Here is a 16,895-nt window from a genome sequence, read left to right as displayed (position 1 = left end):
ATTCTTCCAGACTGGCTACCCATAGAGGGGTGGCCAGGAGGAATCCCCATGAAGCTGTGCTGCACGGTTGTGATGCTGGCTCTCCTCGTCGGGTGTGGCACGGCGTCCCGGGTCGTGCGCCTGGACACAGGCCAGACCGACACCCTCGTCTTCACACCTCGTTCCGGCGCCAGGCCGGTGGCGCTGGGCAGCGGCGAGTTCGAGGAGGCCGTGTCGGAACTGGCTCGGGATGTTCGGCCCTCCACTCGGCCCCAGGAAGCCGCCCGGCGGCTGTTCGAGGTGGAGGCGCGGAGCGGTTCGTACACGTACGAGCCCCCCAGCCGCCGCCTTACTCCGCTCAAGCCGGGCGAGCACCTGGAGGGGCAGTCCACAACACCGGAGGCGGAGTTGACGCGCGACTACCTACGCTGGTGCGAGCGCACCGGCAGGCCCGGGGACTGTCTGCGCCTGCTGACGGAAAGCCCCACCGTCAACGGGGATGGCCGTTTCGCCTTGGCCCTGGCTCTGGCCAAGGGCGCCGTCCTGGACGAGATGCTGGAGGCGTTCAAGGACATGGCCGACCCCCACGCCATGGTGGCGGCGGTCCTCTGGACCTGGACTACGTACATGATTCTCGTTTCCATTCCCGATGTGACGATCTCGAAGGGCCTCGCGGCGGTGATGACCGCAACACTCATCTCCTACGTGGGCGTCGATACCTTCTGGGGCCTCGTCGTGGGCTTCAAGCGGCTGATGGGCGAGGCGGACCGGGCCACCACGTTCAACGAGCTGCGCGCAGCAGGCGAGCGGTACGGCAAGCTCATGGGCCGGAACGCGGCACGAGCATTCGCCATGCTGGCCATGGCGGCCATTGGCAACACGGCGCCAGGGCTGGCCGCGAAGGTGCCGAAGCTGCCCGGCTCGATGCAGGCGGCCGTACAAGCGGAGACGCAGGTGGGTATCCGTCTCGCGGCGGTGGGGGAGGTGACGACGGTCGCCGTGAGTGCCGAGACCGTCACCATCGCCCTGGCGCCGGGCGCGGTGGCGATGACGGCTCGGGGCAGCATTGGCGGCAGTTCGCGGGCCAAAGGGAGCTTGACAGGACACCCAACCCGTCCTGGAGCCAACGACAAGAGGCCAGAAAACATCAAAGCGATCGAGCGGGAGAACGAGTCGGCGCAAACTCTCGCAGACAACGGCTACCATGTGGAGCAGAATCCTCCGCCCAAGTCCAACGGCACGAAGCCCGACTACAGAATAAACGGAGAGTATTACGACTGCTATGCCCCCAACAGTCCAAGCGCACGCAATATCGCGACCAACCTCAAGAACCAGAAGGTGAACAGAGATCAGGCAGATAGAATCATCCTGAACCTCGACGACACGAGCGTCACGATCGAAGTCATGAAGAAGCAACTCTCGGATTGGCCGATTCCTGGACTCAAGCAAGTCATTGCCATCAAGAGTGGCAATATTTCTATCCTTTTCCATAGTCAGAATGCCACGAACCCGGTCTACCAAAGCGGGGAGCACATGGGATTGGACAACAGTCTTGAGCTATCAACTGACTTGAAACCTGCGCAGGTATTGCGACTCATGGCAGAGAGATTCGGGCTTGAGTGGGGCGATGATGCCCATCTACTCGGGCCGGCAGTATGGGTCAGCGCGATTGAACCAGATCAAGATTTCAAGCTCATGATTGAGGAGGCATTTCATTTCAGGCCAGACCTGTCCGTGGGATTTCGACTCAATCCCAATAGCGGCGAATACGAGGAGGGAAATCGCATCATGCTGCGCGCGACGATGTTCCTGCTGGAGCATGGACGAGATGGGGTCCTGCTCTTCAACGGGGAGCACATCGTTTTGCAGAGACTCAGCGGGCACCTGGTGCTCAACGAAGACTCCAAGAACTGGACGGACGGGCTCCGGCTGGAAAACGAGATTCGCCTGCCCCACGAAAAGCGGCCCTTGCCATCGCCCCTATTGTAGCGGACCAGAAGGGAGAAATCAGATGGATTGGAGGGCAACCAATCTGCATGGTGCCGCGAGCATTTCGCGGGTAGTCAACGTCTTCGAGATTCGCGACATGCGCGGCATTTGTGAGTGTAAAAAATGCCAATGGCATCCCCGATGGGGAGGCAGGACTCGGACGGACAGAAATAGAGGCTCTCCAGGATCTCATCACGAGACTGGGTGAAAGATTGAACTCTCGCAAGGACTGGCGAGATGAAGACTTTGAATGGACCGACCCACAGGACTTCTGAAGAAGCAATCGCCGCATTCGATGCCGAGTTCGGAAACTGATGTCGAGGCATCGCATGGATGACAAGATCACGATCAAGGAAGCATACACGGCGATGTACGCCTACCTTGAAAGGCTCTATGAACTGACAGGCTCGGACGACCTGGGCGGTTTTTTGGGCAGCATGTCGCTGCTCGAAGACGGTACGCCTGCGGATCCCGGTGTCTGGGACGATTGGATGCGCGCCGTACAGCAGGCAAGGCACGGTCAAGTAGATCTGACCTTGGGACGCCCTGATGAGTGAGCACCACCTGCCTGATGGTTCCGGTTCTCAGGAAATCTTGTGGCTCCGTGCAAAGGGAGGGGATGAAGTGCAGCGACTCGTCCGCGATCGCGGATGTCGAAGCCGAACTCCTGAAGGCCCTGACGGATCTCGCTCCAGCCGGTCTTGCTGGCGAGAAGTGGCTGGTGAGGGCCCCGTGAAGATCCTGGATGCCAATCAGTACGAGGCTGTTTCCGTGGCGCCTTGAGCGTCGGCGCGCTCAGAAGAGGCTCACGGGAGCCGGGGGCGCGGCGGCCTGGAACTGGCTGATGCCGGCCAGCTCCGGCGGGGCGCCCGCGAGCATGGACTGCAGCGCCTGGGGGTTCTGCGCCAGCTGCTGGAGCAGCTCCGGGTTCTGCGCCAGCTGCTGGAGCAGCTCGGGATTCTGGAGCAGCTGCCTGGCCAGCTCCGGGTTCTGCTGCAGCAGCTTCTTCAGCAGCTCGAGCAGGCCGCCGCCCTCGGCGCCACCGGCGGCGGGCGCACCGCCACCGGCCCCACAAGCGCCCTCGGCACCACCCGCGCCCTCGCCACCCCCGGCACCTTCGGCGCCCTTGGCGCCCTCGGCGCCACCCTTGCCACCAGCGGCCCCGTCCAGGCCCAGCGCGCCGAGCAGGTGCTTGGAGTCCACGCCCAGCGTGTCACACAGCTTCTTGATGCCCTCCACCGCGCCCTTGAGGTCGCCCGAGGCCAGCTTCTGGGTGATGTCGGAGACGATGCCCTCCAGCTTCGCCGAGGGGGTCTGCTGCGGACCGCCTACTCCGGAGGAACGGGACACGTTGGAGAAGGAACCGACCGCGCTGCCCTTGATGGAGGAGATGCTCATGGCGTTGACCCCGATGGGTGGTGAGGGAGTCGCCCACTTGTGGGCGGCGTACTCACCCCAGAGCATCAGGTGTGCCAATCAGCTCCATGGGCCCCGGGCCTCGCCAAACGCCCGGAATTGCTCGGGAAGGGCCCGAGCGCCCCGGCGCTCCTGGTGACTCCAGCCACCACCGGAGGGCCCGGGCGCCTGATGACGCCAGTCACCGGGTGGTGACAGCCGTCACCACCCGGGGGTCCGGACGCGAGGTCAGGACGGCGTGGGCTCGGAGCTGCCCTCGGGGCTCGGAGTGCCCTCGGCGGCGGCCTCGGCGGGAGCGGACTCGCCCTCGGCGGCCTCGTCATCGCCGCCCTCGTCCACGGGCTCGTCGCCGCGGGCCTCGGCGGCCTGCTGCTCCTTCACCTGGTCATCGCTCATGAAGCCGATGGGCAGGTCCTTGCGGTTGAGGAAGCGCACCGACTTCTTCGAGATGGCGTACATCTGCTCGGCCACCGCGGCGGGCACCAGCGAGTGCTCGATCTGCGCGGGCTCCGGACGCTCCACCACGCCGAGCGTGCCGTCCTCGAGCTGCTTGGCCTGCGTCTCGGTCAGCTCCAGGCGGCGCAGCTTCCCCTTGCGCGTCATGAAGTAGAAGACGGTGGCGCCCACGTCCACGGGCACCTGGCCGCCGAGCACCAGCTCGCGCAGCTTGCGGTCCAGCTCCACCTGCTTCTTGGACTCCATCCGCTGAGCGGCCTTGGAGCCCGGCAGCGGGGGCAGCTTGGGGACGATGCCGCCCGACGGCTCACCGCCCGGCCGCCCGCCCTGGGGACGTCCACCCTGCGGGCGCCCACCCCCGGGGCCACGGGGAGGGCCACCCTGGGGGCGGCCACCCTGTCCCTGCGGACGGCCACCTCCCTGGGGAGGACGTCCACCGTCACGGCCCTCGCGGCGCGGCGGCCGCTCGTCGCGCCCCCGGGCTTCACGGGGCTCACGGGGCTCCCTATCCTGGCGGCCAGGAGGGCCCTCGTGCCGGGCCTCCTGCGACGGAGCCGGACGGCGAGCGGTCGGGGCGGAACTCTCCGCCTTCTTGGCCTGGTCCTCGGAGACCAGGCCAGCCTTCAAGAGCTTGTCACGCAGGTTCTGCATAGGTGGCGTTCTATCCCGTACATTGGCGCGCGCAAGCCGTCCCTTGCCGCTCCAGCACCCACCCCGTAATTTGGGCAACCCCGCATGGAGCCGGAGGAGTCGTGACCCGTTTCCCCAAGTTCGCCCTCGCCGCCACCCTGGCGCTCGCCACCGTGGCCTGCCAGGACCCCGTCGACAAGGCGGCCAAGGCTCGCATCTTCTCGCCCGAGGATCCGCCCAAGGTGGTGGCCTCGGCCGCCGAGAAGCTTCCGCCCGAGGACGTGGCGGACAACCCCCGCGTGGCCCGCCGGATCCTCTCCATGGACGCCGCCGAGGTGACCGAGCGTCTGGGACCTCACACTTTCAAGGCCACCGTCAGCTACGAGTGGTCGGGCGCCCAGGGCACCGTCCCCACCAAACTCACCGAGACGCGCACCTTCCGCGCCGGCCCGGGTGGTGTGAGCGGAGATTTCCACGGCGTGCTGGAGAACAGCCGGGACCAGGGCCTGGAGGTGATGCGCGTGGGGGGCAAGGTGTACGCCCGCAACCGCTACGGCACCTTCCGCCAGCGTCTGCGCGACCGCGGCATCGCCGAGCGCACCCGCACCGAGCTCACCGGCGCCATCCGCGACGTGGACGCGCTCTTCCGGGGCCGGCTGCTGCTGTCTCCGCAGGGCACCGTCACCCACGAGGGCCGCACCGCGTGGCGCTACAACGTGACGCTCGGTCCAGAAGGCAACACGGGCACCGCGCCCACCGTGCTGCCCGCGATGGCCGAGCCCAAGGGCGGCCGGGACGACACCACCCGGCGCCGCCTGGCCTTCTTCGAGAACCGCACGCCCAAGTCTCTGACGGGCGAGGTGCTGGTGGACCAGGAGACGTCCGTCGTCCTCAAGACGCGCCTGGATGGCCGCATCACCGTGCCCGCCAACGACGCCGGGGGCGCCGCCGAGCTGCGCATGGTGCTCGAGTCCGCGCTGAGTGAAATCGGCCAGGACCCCCAGTTGCAGCCGCCGGAGAACTTCCTGCCGGACGCGGACAAGCCGCAGGGCATCGCGGACGCGCTGGACCGCTTCGGGATTCCCCGGAACAAGCCCGAGGGCGCCACGGGGCCGGGGGCGGCGCAGCCGTCGGACGAGCCCGCGGACGAAGAGGGCAACTGAACCTGCCAGGTGTCGCGCGGGTGTCAGGCCGCTACAGGGAGGCAGCGGCCTGTTGGAAGAAAATTTGACCCTCCTCTTGCGATCTCTAGAATCCTCGACGGTTGCGGACCGGACGCATCCGACATGAGCGGATGTTCAGGTACCCACTGCAAGGGAGCGGAGATGGAGCGCAAGGTCGGTAGCAGCACGACGGTGACGTCCAAGGAGGTCAAGGCCGCGTTGGAGAAGACGCAGACCCTGACGTCCGAGGAGGAGAAGGTGCTGCGGCTGCGGCATGGTGCCGGCGCCGGCAGCAAGAGCGCGCCGCTTCCCCGTGCCGCGGGCAACAACGAGCAGCTGGGTGACGAGCTGCTGCTCATCGAGATGCAGCTGATGAAGGCGATGCGCGAGCGCACGGGCCAGACGCGCTCGGCCAGCAAGCCCAAGGCGGCGGCCACCGGCACCAACGCGACGAAGGACAAGATCGTCCGCGCGCTGCGCAAGAAGAAGTAGTCCCCCGGGCCCTCCCAGGGGACGGCGCTCATCGGTCGAGCAGAGCCACGAGGCGGGCACCCGCCTCGGGGAGCGTCAGGGCTTTTGCCGAAATCTCCTGGGCGAGCGCCTCGGCGTCGTCGGTCCCGCCCCGTGCGAAGAGGCCCTGGAGCCAGCGGCCGGCGGTGGGGTTGCGCCACCAGTCCTCGTTGAAGCGCCCGGTGAGGTGCGCGGTGAACCGCGTTTCCAGGGCCCAGGCGCGCAGGTAGCGCGTCACGTAGAGCTGGGGGTCCACGTCGAAGAGGAAGAAGCCCGGATGCGCCTCGACGAAGAGCGCGCGGCGCTGGGCATCCGCGTACTCCTCGGCCCGCTCGGGCGAGGGGCCGCGCTCGTACAGGGACAGCTCGTAGGGCAGCTTGGCGCAGTGCCGGCGCAGCACCGTGAGGGCCTGGAAGGCGGCCATGCGCGAGGCGTCGCGCGCCGTGGCCGAGGGCTGGCGCAGGTAGCGCTTGAGCCACTCCTCGTCGGTGAGGAGCCGCTCGAAGAGGGTGGCGAAGGCCTCCGTCACCGAGGCGTCCTGCAGCCGGCGCAGCTCCAGCGGCAACTGGTCGGACACATGGGCGTGGTGGAGCGCGTGGCCGTACTCGTGGAGGAGGCTGCCCAGGGCATCCAGGCCCGCGCGGCGCTGGAGGACGAGGCGCACTTCACCGGGCACGCGCACCGAGACGGTGAAGGGGCGGGAGGCCTTGCCGGGACGCTCCTCGTCGTCGATGCGGATGCGGCCCTCGGCGGACGGGTGGAAGCCCCACTCGCCGAGCCAGCGGACGACGGCGGGCATGGAGTCCTCGCGCCGGAAGAAGCCGCTGAGCCAGGACACCTGGGTGGCGGCCTGGAGGTCATGCCGGCGCGCGTGGCCCGAGGGGAGGGGACGCAGCGTGGGCTCCACCTTCTTGAGGACGTAGGCGAGCACGTCGCGGTAGGCGTCCTCGGTGAGGCGCAGCGTCTGCTCGGCGGCCTCGACGAGGGGCTCGAGCTCGATGCCGGAGACGTCCTCGCGCAGGGCGGTGTAGCGGGGGGCGCGGAGCTGCTCGGTGACGCGGAAGGAGGCCTCGCGGCGATCGCCGTAGCGGCCCCGGTTGTCCCAGAGGAAGCCGCCGGTGGCGCTCTCGAGGAGGGCGCGCCGGCCGCGCTCGGGCTCCTGGGGGAGCTGGCCGAGCGCCTCGCCGAAGGAGAGGGTCTGGTCGTCCACGGAGAGGCGGGCGCGGGCCTCGAGTTGGGCGAGGGCCTCGGCGGCGGGGGCGGCGAGGGCCTCTTCGAGCTGGGTGGCGATGAAGTCGCGCAGCAGCCGGAGGCGGCGCACGCCGAGCGAGTCACCCTTGGCCTGGGCCTTGGGGATGGCTTCGGTGACGGCGGCGAAGGCCTCGGGGGAGGCGATTTCGGGCGAGTCCTCGTAGAGCGCGCGGAGGGGGAGGTCCGGGGCGAGGCCGGCGGCGTGGCGGTACTGGAGGGAGGCCAGCTCGGCGAGGAAGTCGTCCAGGCTCGCGCGCAGGGCAGGGATGGGGCGGTCCATGGCGTGGCGGAAGGTAGACACTTCGGCCACGGGGGAAAAGAGCCGAGTCGGCGGAGCGTGCCGCGCTGGACCCTGTCCCTACAGGGAAAGGGCGGGTGGGCAGGGCTTCATGAGGCGGACGGTCTGGGAATGGCGCCCAGCTCGAGAAACATTGGTTTCGGCTCGGGCCTGTCGCCGAGATGGCCGGCCCTGGCCCCGAGGTCGATGAACCCGAGCTTCTCGTAGAACGGGACGGCTTCTGGCTTCGCGTCGACGACGACGCCGAGGCAACCGAAGTCGTCCGCGAGGCGGTGGGCGAGCACGAAGACGGCACGCAGCAGCGTACTGCCGATACCTCGCCCTCGTGCCCGTTCATCCACGGCGAGCCGCGCCAGACGGAGCACGGGAAGTGGGTATTGCGGCAACTTCCTGCGCCGCGGCACGGGGAGCTCCGCCACGGTGATTTCAGAGGGCGTGACGGTCACGAAGCCGGCGATCGTCCCATCCTCGACCGCGACATACGTCGTGCCGATGTGATGGCGGAACTGATTCTGTCCGGCGTAGCGCTGGAAGAACCGGTCGAGGTCGACGTTGCCCGAGCGGAAATCCGAGCGGTCGTCTTCCTGGAGCAGCCTGCGGATTTCGAGAGCCACGGGACGCTATCGCGGCTTCTTGCCATCCATCAGCGCGCGGAGTGCCTTCGTCGGTTTGCGTGGACGTCGGGTCAAGGCCGCCACGCGCTCGAAGGTCTTCTGCTCCACCACGATTCGAGGCGGGATGATCAGGTCCGCCGGCAGCTCACGGAGGGCCTGGAGGTGGTGCAGGAGCGCCTCCTCGATGAGGCGGCCCTTCTTCATCCCATGCGCTTCCACGTAGCGCTCGACGAGCTCCTTGGTGGTCTCGGAGACATACGCGGAAATCTGGGTCTCGGCCATGGCGGTACCTCTCTACGAAAACGTAGAACGGAGTGGGGCCTGCCACAAGCCCGGGCGGGAGGTCTCCTTCCGCCAGGGTTTCCAGGTCAGCAGGCGAGCGACGGACCCGGGCTGTGCAAGGCGCTGGCCAGGAGCGCTTCCCGTGGGGAGCGAAGCCCCGACCGTCTCCCGTGGGCGACGGCCGTCCACGGCTCGTCCGGTGGTTGCTAGGCGTTCTCCCCCTTCACGGGCAGCTCGAGCGTGAAGGTGGCGCCCTGGCCGAGGCCCGGGCTGGTGCAGGACAGCTTCCCCTTCATCTCCTCGGCCGCCAGGGCGCTGATGTGCAGGCCGAAGCCGTGCCCCGTCTTCTTCGTGGTGAAACCCTGGGTGAACAGCCTCGCCAGGTTCTCCGCCGAGATGCCCACCCCGTTGTCCGTCACGTCGATGCGCAGCTGCTCTCCCCCGCCCGCGCGCTCGACGTGGATGCGCAGGCACTTGTCCTCCTGCGCGCTGTCCACCAGCGCGTGCCGCGCGTTGCTCAGCAGGTTGATGAGGATCTGCAGCAGCTTGTGCCGGTCCACGAAGATGTGCGGCACGTCCGCGTAGTCCCGCACGATGCGGATGGCCAGCCGCTCGAAGGACACGGCGTGCAGGCGCAGCGCCTCGTCGATGAGCTGCGGCACGTCCACCTGCTCCACCGCTCCCGCCGAGCGCGCGTGCTTCTGCTGCATGCTGACGATGGACTTGATGTGCTCGACACTCTGGGCGAGCGACTGCATCTCCTTGAGCATCGCCTCCCGCTCCTCCATCAGCTCGTCGGACACCGCGATGAGATAGGGCGGGAGCTTCTGGCCCCGCGCGTCGCGGGTGAGGAAGGAGGAGAGATCCGCGAGGTGCTCGCGCAGCAGGCCGGTGGCCTTGACCAGGCCCGTGACGCGGGAGCGGCGCAGCCGGTCGGTGACGAGCGTGGTGGAGATGTTGACGCTGTTGAGCGTGTTGCCCACGTTGTGGAGCACGCCGGTGGCCACCTCGGCCATGCCCGTCTGGCGCGACACATCCACCAGGGTGCGGTGCATCTCTCCCAGCCGCGTCTCGGCCTCCTTGCGCTGGGTGATGTCGCGGCCGAAGAGCGTCACCCCCACGGCCAGGCCATTCTCCGCCAGGATGGGGTGGAGGCTGACGTCCAGCACGATCCGGACGTCTCCCACCTCATACGCCTCCTCGTAGCGCAGGCGCTGGCCCTCAAGCACCAGGGCGAGCCGGTCCATCCAGAGCTGGATGCGCTCCGGCTTCGAGTAGCGGAAGGGCGTCTGTCCCATCTCCAGCTCCCTGCCGGTCAGCCGCCGGAAGAAGCGCTCCATGGCCGAGTTGGCCACGAGCAGGCGGCCCTCGGGGTCCATCGCGACCACGATGTCGTCGGTGCTCTCGATGATGCTGCTCAGCTTGAGCTCGCTGGCCCGCAGCTTCCGCAAGGCCCGCTCGAGCGAGTGGTGGGCCGCGTCCCGCGCGGTGCTGTGCAACGCGCTGATGCCCCAGATGCCGATGAAGGCCATGCCCGCCATGCCGTGACGGACCCAGAACCGCGCCAGGGAGAAGGACGCGTCGGGGGGGACGGCGTGCCGCAGGACGTAGAGGGGGTAGAGCCCATCCATGACCACGGCGAGCAGGAGGACGAAGGGCAGCGCCCGGCGGGGCCCCAGCAGGTACACGGCGAAGGCGGGGAGCAGCAGGTTGGTGGCGTGCACGCCTCCACTGAGGTCCGCCTCGTTGGCGAAGAGGCTCCCCACGAAGCCCACCGTGAGGGTGGCCAGCATGATGATCGCGGGAGCCACGAGCGTCCGGGCCCTGCGCGCGGCCACCAGGATGGACACGTACAGCACGCCCGCGACGCCGGGGAGGGGGGAGTAGTGCGTGAACAGCGTGCTCACCAGGTACAGCATGGCGAGCATGAGCATGAAACACGCGGCGCCTACGAGCACCCGGTGACGGACGAGCTCCCCGGGGGGCGCGTTGCGCAGCGGCTCCGAGAGGAAGAAGTCCAGCCAGCGCAGGATGCGCGGCGTTCTCTCCGTGCCCGAGAAGCCACTGGCCCGAAGCTCTGGGGGGATGATGACTTCCTGGCTTGTCTCGGGAGTGGAAAGGAGCGCCATGTCAGGGACGACATTCTAACGGCCCCGCCGTCCTCCGCCGCCACGGCCTCTCGGGGAGGGAGCCGGCCCACGCCGCGCTCCGCCCTGACGGCCTCCCGCCTTGCCTCCCGCCTTGCCTCCAGGCCGCCCGGCGCCACGCGGGCCGCTCCTGCCCGGGCCGGCAGCCTTCCCCCGTCCTTCCTTCGTCTTCCGGGCCATCTCCCGCCCGAAAGCGCCCTCCACGCGGCGCGCGGGTTTCGCTCGACGGGCGCCCTCCTCCTCCCTCCCCTGGCGAGGCGCCGGGCTCCGTCCCGGGGCCGCCCGGCGGGTGTCTCCCCCCCGGCGCTCCGGACCCTCCCGCCGCGGGCTGGCTCCCCTCGCCACGCGGGCCTTCTCCGGCGCGCGGGCCTTCTCCGGCGCCCGGGGACGGGGACGGTCCTCGAGCTTCTCCAGGTCATCCATGTCCCCCTGCTCGGCCCGGAACGTCTCCAGCTCCTCGCGGAAGGCGGCGTCCGTGCGCGGCACCTCGGCGCGCGGCACCGGCATGCGGATGATGCGCTCGATGGCGCGCACCGTCTCCTCGTCCCGCTCGGTGACGAAGGTGGAGGCCCGCCCGCTGGCCCCGGCCCGCGCCGTGCGGCCGATGCGGTGCACGTAGTCCTCGGGCGCGTGGGGCAGGTCGAAGTTGATGACGTGGCCCACGTCCTCCACGTCCAGCCCTCGCGAGGCGATGTCCGTGGCCACCAGGCAGCGGTACTGCCCCCGCCGGAAGCCCTCGAGCGCCTGGCGCCGCTGCCCCTGCGTGCGGTCCGAGTGGATGAGGGAGGCCTTGTGGCCCGCGCCCTTGAGGACCTCCAGCACCTTCTCGGCGCGCTCCCGGGTGCGGGTGAAGACGAGCGCGCTGAGCTGATCCCTCTCCAACAGGGAGAGCAGCAGCGGGTACTTCTCGTCCGCCTCCACCTCGTACATGCGCTGCACGGCGCGCGCGGCGGGCGTGCCGCTGGGGGTGACTTCCACCCGGACGGGCCGGCGCAGCAGCTCCTGGGCGAAGAGCGTCACGTTGTGGCCGAGCGTGGCCGAGAAGAGCAGCGTCTGCCGCTCGCGGGGCAGGGCGGCCAGGATGCGCTGGAGCTCGGGCAGGAAGCCCATCTCCAGCATCCGGTCCGCCTCGTCCAGCACGAGCATGCGCACCGCGGAGAGGTTGGCCGCGCCCGACTGGAGGAGGTCCGCCAGCCGGCCCGGGGTGGCGAGCAGCAGGGTGGGCCGCTGGCGCAGCGCCTCCACCTGGGCGCTCATGTCCGTGCCGCCGATGACCACCGCCTGGGTGACACCGCGCGGCTCGCCGAAGAAGGCCGCCTCCTGGGCGATCTGCTGCACCAGCTCGCGCGTGGGGGCGAGCACCAGGGCCACGGGGCCCGATTCACCGGCCGAGCGCTCGATGAGGGGCAGCAGGTAGGCGGCCGTCTTGCCGGTGCCGGTGGCGGCGCAGCCGATGACGTCGCGCCCGGCGAGCGCCGGGGGGATGGCCTGGGCCTGGATGGGGGTGGGGGCGGCGAAACGGGCGCGCCGCACCGCACCGAGTGTCTCAGGAGAGAGGCCGAGGGTCTTGAAGGAGTTGCTCACACACCAGGGGCTATCACGCCCGGGCGCGCGGGGCTACCAGCGTACATCGAAGGTCATGTCCTCGGGGCCCAGCTGCTCCCAGGTGCTCTGGGGCGAGCTCACGCCCGTGGCGCGCAGGGCGGCATGGAGGATGCCGTTGTAGTAGTCGCCGGGCAGGGGCACGCCCCGGAAGTCCACCCGGTAGTGGTTGGGGCCGAGCTTCTCCACCGTGCGCATGCCGAAGTTGCTGCTGCGGCCCACGAACTCGGGCACCTTGCGCATCAACCGGTCCGGCCCGAGCAGGTGCAGCGCGGCCAGTTGGATCTGCCCCAACAGCGTCTTGCGGTAGCCCTCGAAGAGACACGCGCCCACGCGGAAGAGCCCCTCGGCGGTGGGCAGGGACGCGAAGCGGGTGCGCGCCAGGTAGTGGAGCACCTCGGCGAAGTTCTCCACGGCGATTTCAGAAGGGACGTAGTCCGTTCCCCCGCTCAGCCGGACGAGCTCCTCCATCTCGGCGGAGCGCTCGTGGATCTCCAGGCTGCGCAGCAGGCCTTCCAGGGGGGCGTAACGCATCCGCCGGGGGGCGGGTTGCTGTGAAGCGGCGACGGCGGTGGTGGGCATGCATCACCTCGGGGGAGCGGCTTTCACACGGCCCCTGAGACTGGCACAGGCGCGGGCTCGAAAACCACCGGGGGCCCGCCGCGTCCGCACGCGCTGTCGCTGACGCAGTGCGGTGTGGCCCCGGGCCCCGGGCGTGTACTCTCCCCGCCCCATGAACGAGCAGCGCATCGACACGCTCCTGAACGCCATGACCCTCGAGGAGCAGGTCTCCCTGCTGGCCGGAGCCACCTTCTGGACGACCGTTCCCGTGGAGCGGCTCGGCATTCCCTCCCTCAAGGTGAGTGACGGCCCCAACGGCGCACGCGGCGGCGGCAGCCTCGTGGGGGGCGTGAAGGCCGCGTCCTTCCCCGTGGCCATCTCGCTCGCGTCCACCTGGAACACCGCGCTCGTCACGCAGGTGGGCCAGGCCATCGCCCAGGAGGCGCAGTCCAAGGGCGCCCACGTGCTGCTCGCCCCCACCGTCAACCTGCACCGCTCCACCCAGAACGGCCGCAACTTCGAGTGCTACTCCGAGGACCCGTTCCTCTCCGCCCGCGTGTGCGTCGCGTACATCCAGGGCGTGCAGAGCCAGGGCGTGGGCGCCACCGTCAAGCACTTCGTGGGCAACGAGTCGGAGTTCGAGCGCATGTCCATCAGCTCCGACATCGACGAGCGCGCGCTCCGGGAGCTGTACCTCCTGCCCTTCGAGGCGGCCGTGAAGGAGGCGCGCACCTGGGCCGTCATGTGCGCCTACAACAAGCTCAATGGCACGTTCGCCAGCGAGAACCGTCGCCTGCTGACGGACATCCTCAAGCGCGAGTGGGGCTTCGACGGCGTGCTCATGTCCGACTGGTTCGCCACGCACACCACCGTGGAGTCCATGAACGCGGGCCTCGACCTGGAGATGCCCGGCCCGGCGAAGTACCGCGGCCAGAAGCTGCTCGAGGCCGTCCGCGCGGGACAGGTGAGCGCGGAGGCCATCCAGGACAGCGCCCGGCGCGTGCTGCGCCTCCTCGGCCGCGTCGGCGCCTTCGAGCATCCCGCGCCCGTGGAGGAGCAGGCCATCGACCGGCCCGAGCACCGCGCCCTCATCCGCCGGGCCGGCGCGGAAGGCACGGTGCTGCTGAAGAACGAAGGGGTGCTGCCGCTCGACCCGAAGCGGCTGAAGAAGATCGCCCTCATCGGCCCGAACGCCAGGACCGCGCAGATCATGGGCGGTGGCAGCGCGCAGCTCAACGCGCATTACCGCGTCACCCCCTCCGAGGGACTCCAGGCCCGGCTCGGCGGGAGCGTCGAGCTCGGGTACGCGGCCGGCTGCGCCAATGACAAGCTGCTGCCCCTGCTCGAGAAGCCGTTCACCGCCGAGTACTTCGACAACCGCGGCCTGTCGGGCAAGGGGGTACCGGGCACCGGCCTGTCCCAGGGGGAGGTGATGTGGTTCGACGAGCCCGCGCCGGGCATCCCCCTCGACACCTTCTCCGCGCGCCTGTCCACGCGCTTCACGCCGGATGAGGACGGCGTGCACCACTTCGGCCTGGTGAGCGCGGGTCTCGGCCGCCTGTTCGTGGACGGGCGGCTCGTCGTGGACAACTGGAGCGCGTGGAAGCTGGGCGACACCTACTTCGGCAACGGCAGCGATGAAGTCATCGGGACGCTCGAGCTCCAGGCCGGCCGTGCGTATGACGTGACCATCGAGTACGCCAGCCCCGCGGAGGGCATCCGGGCCGTGCGCGTGGGCGTCACCCGGCCCCTGGGTGACGAGCACATCGAGCACGCCGTGCGGCTCGCCGCGGACTCGGACGTGGCCCTGGTGTTCGTCGGCCACAACGGCGAGTGGGACACGGAAGCGGTGGATCGTCCCCACATGGACCTGGTGGGCCGCCAGAACGAGCTCGTCTCCCGGGTGGCGAAGGCCAACCCGAACACCGTGGTGGTGCTGCAGACGGGGGCGCCCGTCACCCTGCCGTGGTTGGACTCGGTCGCCGGCCTGCTGCAGGCCTGGTACCCCGGACAGGAGGCGGGCAACGCCATCGCCGACGTGCTCTTCGGCGCCGCCGAGCCCTCCGGCCGGCTCCCGCAGTCCTTCCCCGTGCGGCTCGAGGACAACGCGGCCCATGGCCACTACCCCGGTGCCAATGGCCGGGTGCGCTACGGCGAGGGCATCTTCATGGGCTACCGCCACCACGACACGAAGAACATCGCCCCGCTCTTCCCGTTCGGCTTCGGCCTCGCGTACACGACGTTCGCGTACGGGAACCTCCGCCTGAGCACCGGAGCCCTCGAGCCGGGCGGCACGCTGACGGTGACGCTCGACGTGACGAACACCGGGCAGCGCGCGGGGCAGGAGGTCGTGCAGCTCTACGTGCGCGACGAGAAGGCGAGCCTGCCGCGCCCCGAGAAGGAGCTGAAGGGCTTCCTCAAGGTCGCCCTGGAGCCCGGCGAGACGAAGAGCGTCACCCTGACGCTCGGGATGCGGGCGCTCGCGTACTTCGATGACGCGAGGGCCGCCTGGGTCGCCGAGGCGGGCCGCTTCGAGGTGCTCGTGGGGAGCTCCTCGCGAGACATCCACGCCCGCGCCGGCTTCACCCTCCAGCGCGATTGGATCGGGTCCCTGGAGACGGCTCAGGCCGCCTTCTGACGCGCGCCTCCCCGGCGGGCGGCGGCGAACTTCTGGAGCGCATCCGCCGCGCGCCGGTGGCCTCCCGCTTCCCGGAGTTCCTTCTGGAACTCCGCGAGGCGCGTGCGGTAGCCCGGGTCCGTGTCCAGGCGCTCGATGGTCTCCCGCAGGGCCTTCGGGTCCAGGGCGTCCTGGGCCGAGAGCGTGGTTCCCAGCCCGAGCCCGGTCACACGCGAGGCGTTGAGCGGCTGATCCGCGAACTGCGGGAAGACGGCCAGCGGCACGCCGTGCCAGAGGCCCTCCATGGTGGAGTTCATGCCGCCGTGGGTGAGGAAGACGCGGGCGCGCTCGAGCACCTCGAGCTGGGGCACGTGCTGGCGCACGAGGACGTTGGACGGCGCTGGTCCGAGCGTGGCCGGGTCCAGGCCCTTGCCGCAGGCCATCACCACCTGCCAGCGCGTGTCGCGGAAGGCCTCGAAGCAGGTCTTGTAGAAGTCGGGCCGCATGTTCATGGGCGTGGTGCCCAGCGAGATGAGCAGCACGGGCTTGCCCTCGAGCCGCTCCAGCGGGAAGTCTCCCCGGTCGTTGCGCGGCAGCACCGAGGGGCCCACGAAGAGGAAGCGATCGTCGAAGTTCCCGGCATCCGGCTGGTACGCCCGGGGGACGGGGATGATGTTCAGGTCCTCGACGCTCGTGAACGCCGACTGGGGATTCATGCGCGGCATTCCGTGGCGCCAGTGCATCACCTCGGACGTCAGCAGCAGCCGGCCGATGGCCAGCAGGGCGCTCGGGGGCGGAGGGCCCTTCATGTTCGCGCGCATCGCGTTCTGGATGGTGGGGGAGTGGCTCAGCCCGAAGCTCGTCTGGAAGATGGCCGCGGGCAGCCCCAGCATCTTGCCGGCGGAGCGGCCCCAGACGGCCATCGGGTCATAGACGACGCAGTCGGCCTGCTCGGCCCGGGCCTGCTCCACCAGCCGAGGGGTCGCGTGCAGGCTCCGGCGCATGAGGCCCATGAGCAGCGGCATGGCCTTCTTCATCGCCTGTCCGCTCCCTCCCGCCAGGCCGGGCATCCCCGCGAAGCTGGGGGGAATGCCGAGCGAGTCATCGAGCAACCGGAGCGAGGCACCGGTGTGGCGGATGGCCGCTTCGAACTCGCGCGTCACGTAGACGACGACCTCGTCCCCCCGGGAGACCAGCTCCTGGATGAGCGGGAGCATCGGGTTGACGTGGCCGTGGGCCGGCATGGGAAAGAAGAGGAATTTCATGGGCCCTGTCTACTGACGTGGGCCCGGGCGCGCAGTGATTTTCGAGCCACGGTGAGTAGGGGCGAGGAAGGCGGGGGAACGGGCAGGCCCTGTGCCCTCCGCCCGTACTCGGCGT

At 69.4% G+C, this 16,895-nt stretch carries 14 protein-coding genes and 1 pseudogene; 6 read left to right on the top strand and 9 right to left on the bottom strand.

The genetic code is table 11. From position 1 onward, the window contains the following. Nucleotides 1-48 precede the first annotated feature (48 nt). From sitA5 to AC16DP_RS02705, 3 genes and pseudogenes are all read left to right on the top strand, one after another. A pseudogene (gene sitA5 / locus AC16DP_RS02715) lies at nt 49-1,467 on the top strand (SitA5 family polymorphic toxin); the annotation flags it as partial. A 45-nt stretch (nt 1,468-1,512) separates the two neighbouring features. Next, complete coding sequence (locus AC16DP_RS02710; protein ID WP_483956609.1) at nt 1,513-1,968, top strand: SitI3 family protein; 456 nt, start codon at nt 1,513-1,515, stop codon at nt 1,966-1,968. 329 nt (nt 1,969-2,297) lie between these two features. Continuing rightward, complete coding sequence (locus AC16DP_RS02705; protein WP_329731703.1) at nt 2,298-2,525, top strand: hypothetical protein; 228 nt, start codon at nt 2,298-2,300, stop codon at nt 2,523-2,525. 238 nt (nt 2,526-2,763) lie between these two features. Here the strand turns inward: AC16DP_RS02705 and AC16DP_RS02700 are convergent, their stop codons facing one another. Together AC16DP_RS02700 and AC16DP_RS02695 are read right to left on the bottom strand one after the other, a co-directional pair. Next, entirely contained in the window at nt 2,764-3,366 is a 603-nt protein-coding gene (locus AC16DP_RS02700) for a hypothetical protein (RefSeq protein ID WP_329731702.1), read from the bottom strand. A 246-nt stretch (nt 3,367-3,612) separates the two neighbouring features. Next, entirely contained in the window at nt 3,613-4,491 is an 879-nt protein-coding gene (locus AC16DP_RS02695) for a DUF2058 family protein (protein ID WP_329731701.1), read from the bottom strand. A 101-nt stretch (nt 4,492-4,592) separates the two neighbouring features. Between AC16DP_RS02695 and AC16DP_RS02690 the strand changes: the two genes are divergently transcribed. Next, the gene (locus AC16DP_RS02690) at nt 4,593-5,633 is read left to right on the top strand and encodes a hypothetical protein (RefSeq protein WP_329731700.1); all 1,041 of its coding nucleotides are present in this window, start codon (nt 4,593-4,595) and stop codon (nt 5,631-5,633) included. Nucleotides 5,634-5,795: 162 nt separating this feature from the next. Then, complete coding sequence (locus tag AC16DP_RS02685) at nt 5,796-6,125, top strand: hypothetical protein (protein ID WP_329731699.1); 330 nt, start codon at nt 5,796-5,798, stop codon at nt 6,123-6,125. A gap of 28 nt (nt 6,126-6,153) precedes the next feature. Here AC16DP_RS02685 and AC16DP_RS02680 read toward each other — a convergent pair whose 3' ends face one another. From AC16DP_RS02680 to AC16DP_RS02655, 6 genes are all read right to left on the bottom strand, one after another. Beyond that, on the bottom strand, nt 6,154-7,674 hold the full coding sequence (locus tag AC16DP_RS02680) for a peptidase M3 (RefSeq protein WP_329731715.1): 1,521 nt from the start codon (nt 7,672-7,674) through the stop codon (nt 6,154-6,156). A 107-nt stretch (nt 7,675-7,781) separates the two neighbouring features. Beyond that, nucleotides 7,782-8,306, bottom strand: a complete 525-nt coding sequence (locus tag AC16DP_RS02675; RefSeq protein WP_329731698.1) for a GNAT family N-acetyltransferase — start codon at nt 8,304-8,306, stop codon at nt 7,782-7,784. Nucleotides 8,307-8,312: 6 nt separating this feature from the next. Beyond that, nucleotides 8,313-8,588, bottom strand: coding sequence for a hypothetical protein (locus AC16DP_RS02670; RefSeq protein WP_043414148.1), 276 nt, complete (start codon nt 8,586-8,588; stop codon nt 8,313-8,315). Nucleotides 8,589-8,794: 206 nt separating this feature from the next. Further along, nucleotides 8,795-10,717, bottom strand: coding sequence for an ATP-binding protein (locus AC16DP_RS02665; RefSeq protein WP_329731697.1), 1,923 nt, complete (start codon nt 10,715-10,717; stop codon nt 8,795-8,797). Between the two features lie 15 nt (nt 10,718-10,732). Beyond that, complete coding sequence (locus AC16DP_RS02660; RefSeq protein ID WP_329731696.1) at nt 10,733-12,319, bottom strand: DEAD/DEAH box helicase; 1,587 nt, start codon at nt 12,317-12,319, stop codon at nt 10,733-10,735. A gap of 33 nt (nt 12,320-12,352) precedes the next feature. After that, nucleotides 12,353-12,919 carry a DUF2378 family protein gene (locus tag AC16DP_RS02655; protein WP_329731695.1) on the bottom strand — a complete coding sequence of 189 codons (567 nt, stop codon included), beginning with the start codon at nt 12,917-12,919 and terminating at the stop codon, nt 12,353-12,355. Nucleotides 12,920-13,070: 151 nt separating this feature from the next. Between AC16DP_RS02655 and AC16DP_RS02650 the strand changes: the two genes are divergently transcribed. Continuing rightward, entirely contained in the window at nt 13,071-15,536 is a 2,466-nt protein-coding gene (locus AC16DP_RS02650; RefSeq protein WP_329731694.1) for a beta-glucosidase H, read from the top strand. On the opposite strand, the gene AC16DP_RS02645 is transcribed toward AC16DP_RS02650, so the two are convergent. Continuing rightward, the gene (locus tag AC16DP_RS02645; protein WP_329731693.1) at nt 15,521-16,780 is read right to left on the bottom strand and encodes a macrolide family glycosyltransferase; all 1,260 of its coding nucleotides are present in this window, start codon (nt 16,778-16,780) and stop codon (nt 15,521-15,523) included. The genes AC16DP_RS02650 and AC16DP_RS02645 overlap by 16 nt on opposite strands. Nucleotides 16,781-16,895 lie beyond the last annotated feature (115 nt).

The organism is Archangium sp., assembly GCF_057119385.1.
This window is presented reverse-complemented; position numbering and strand designations above follow the sequence as displayed.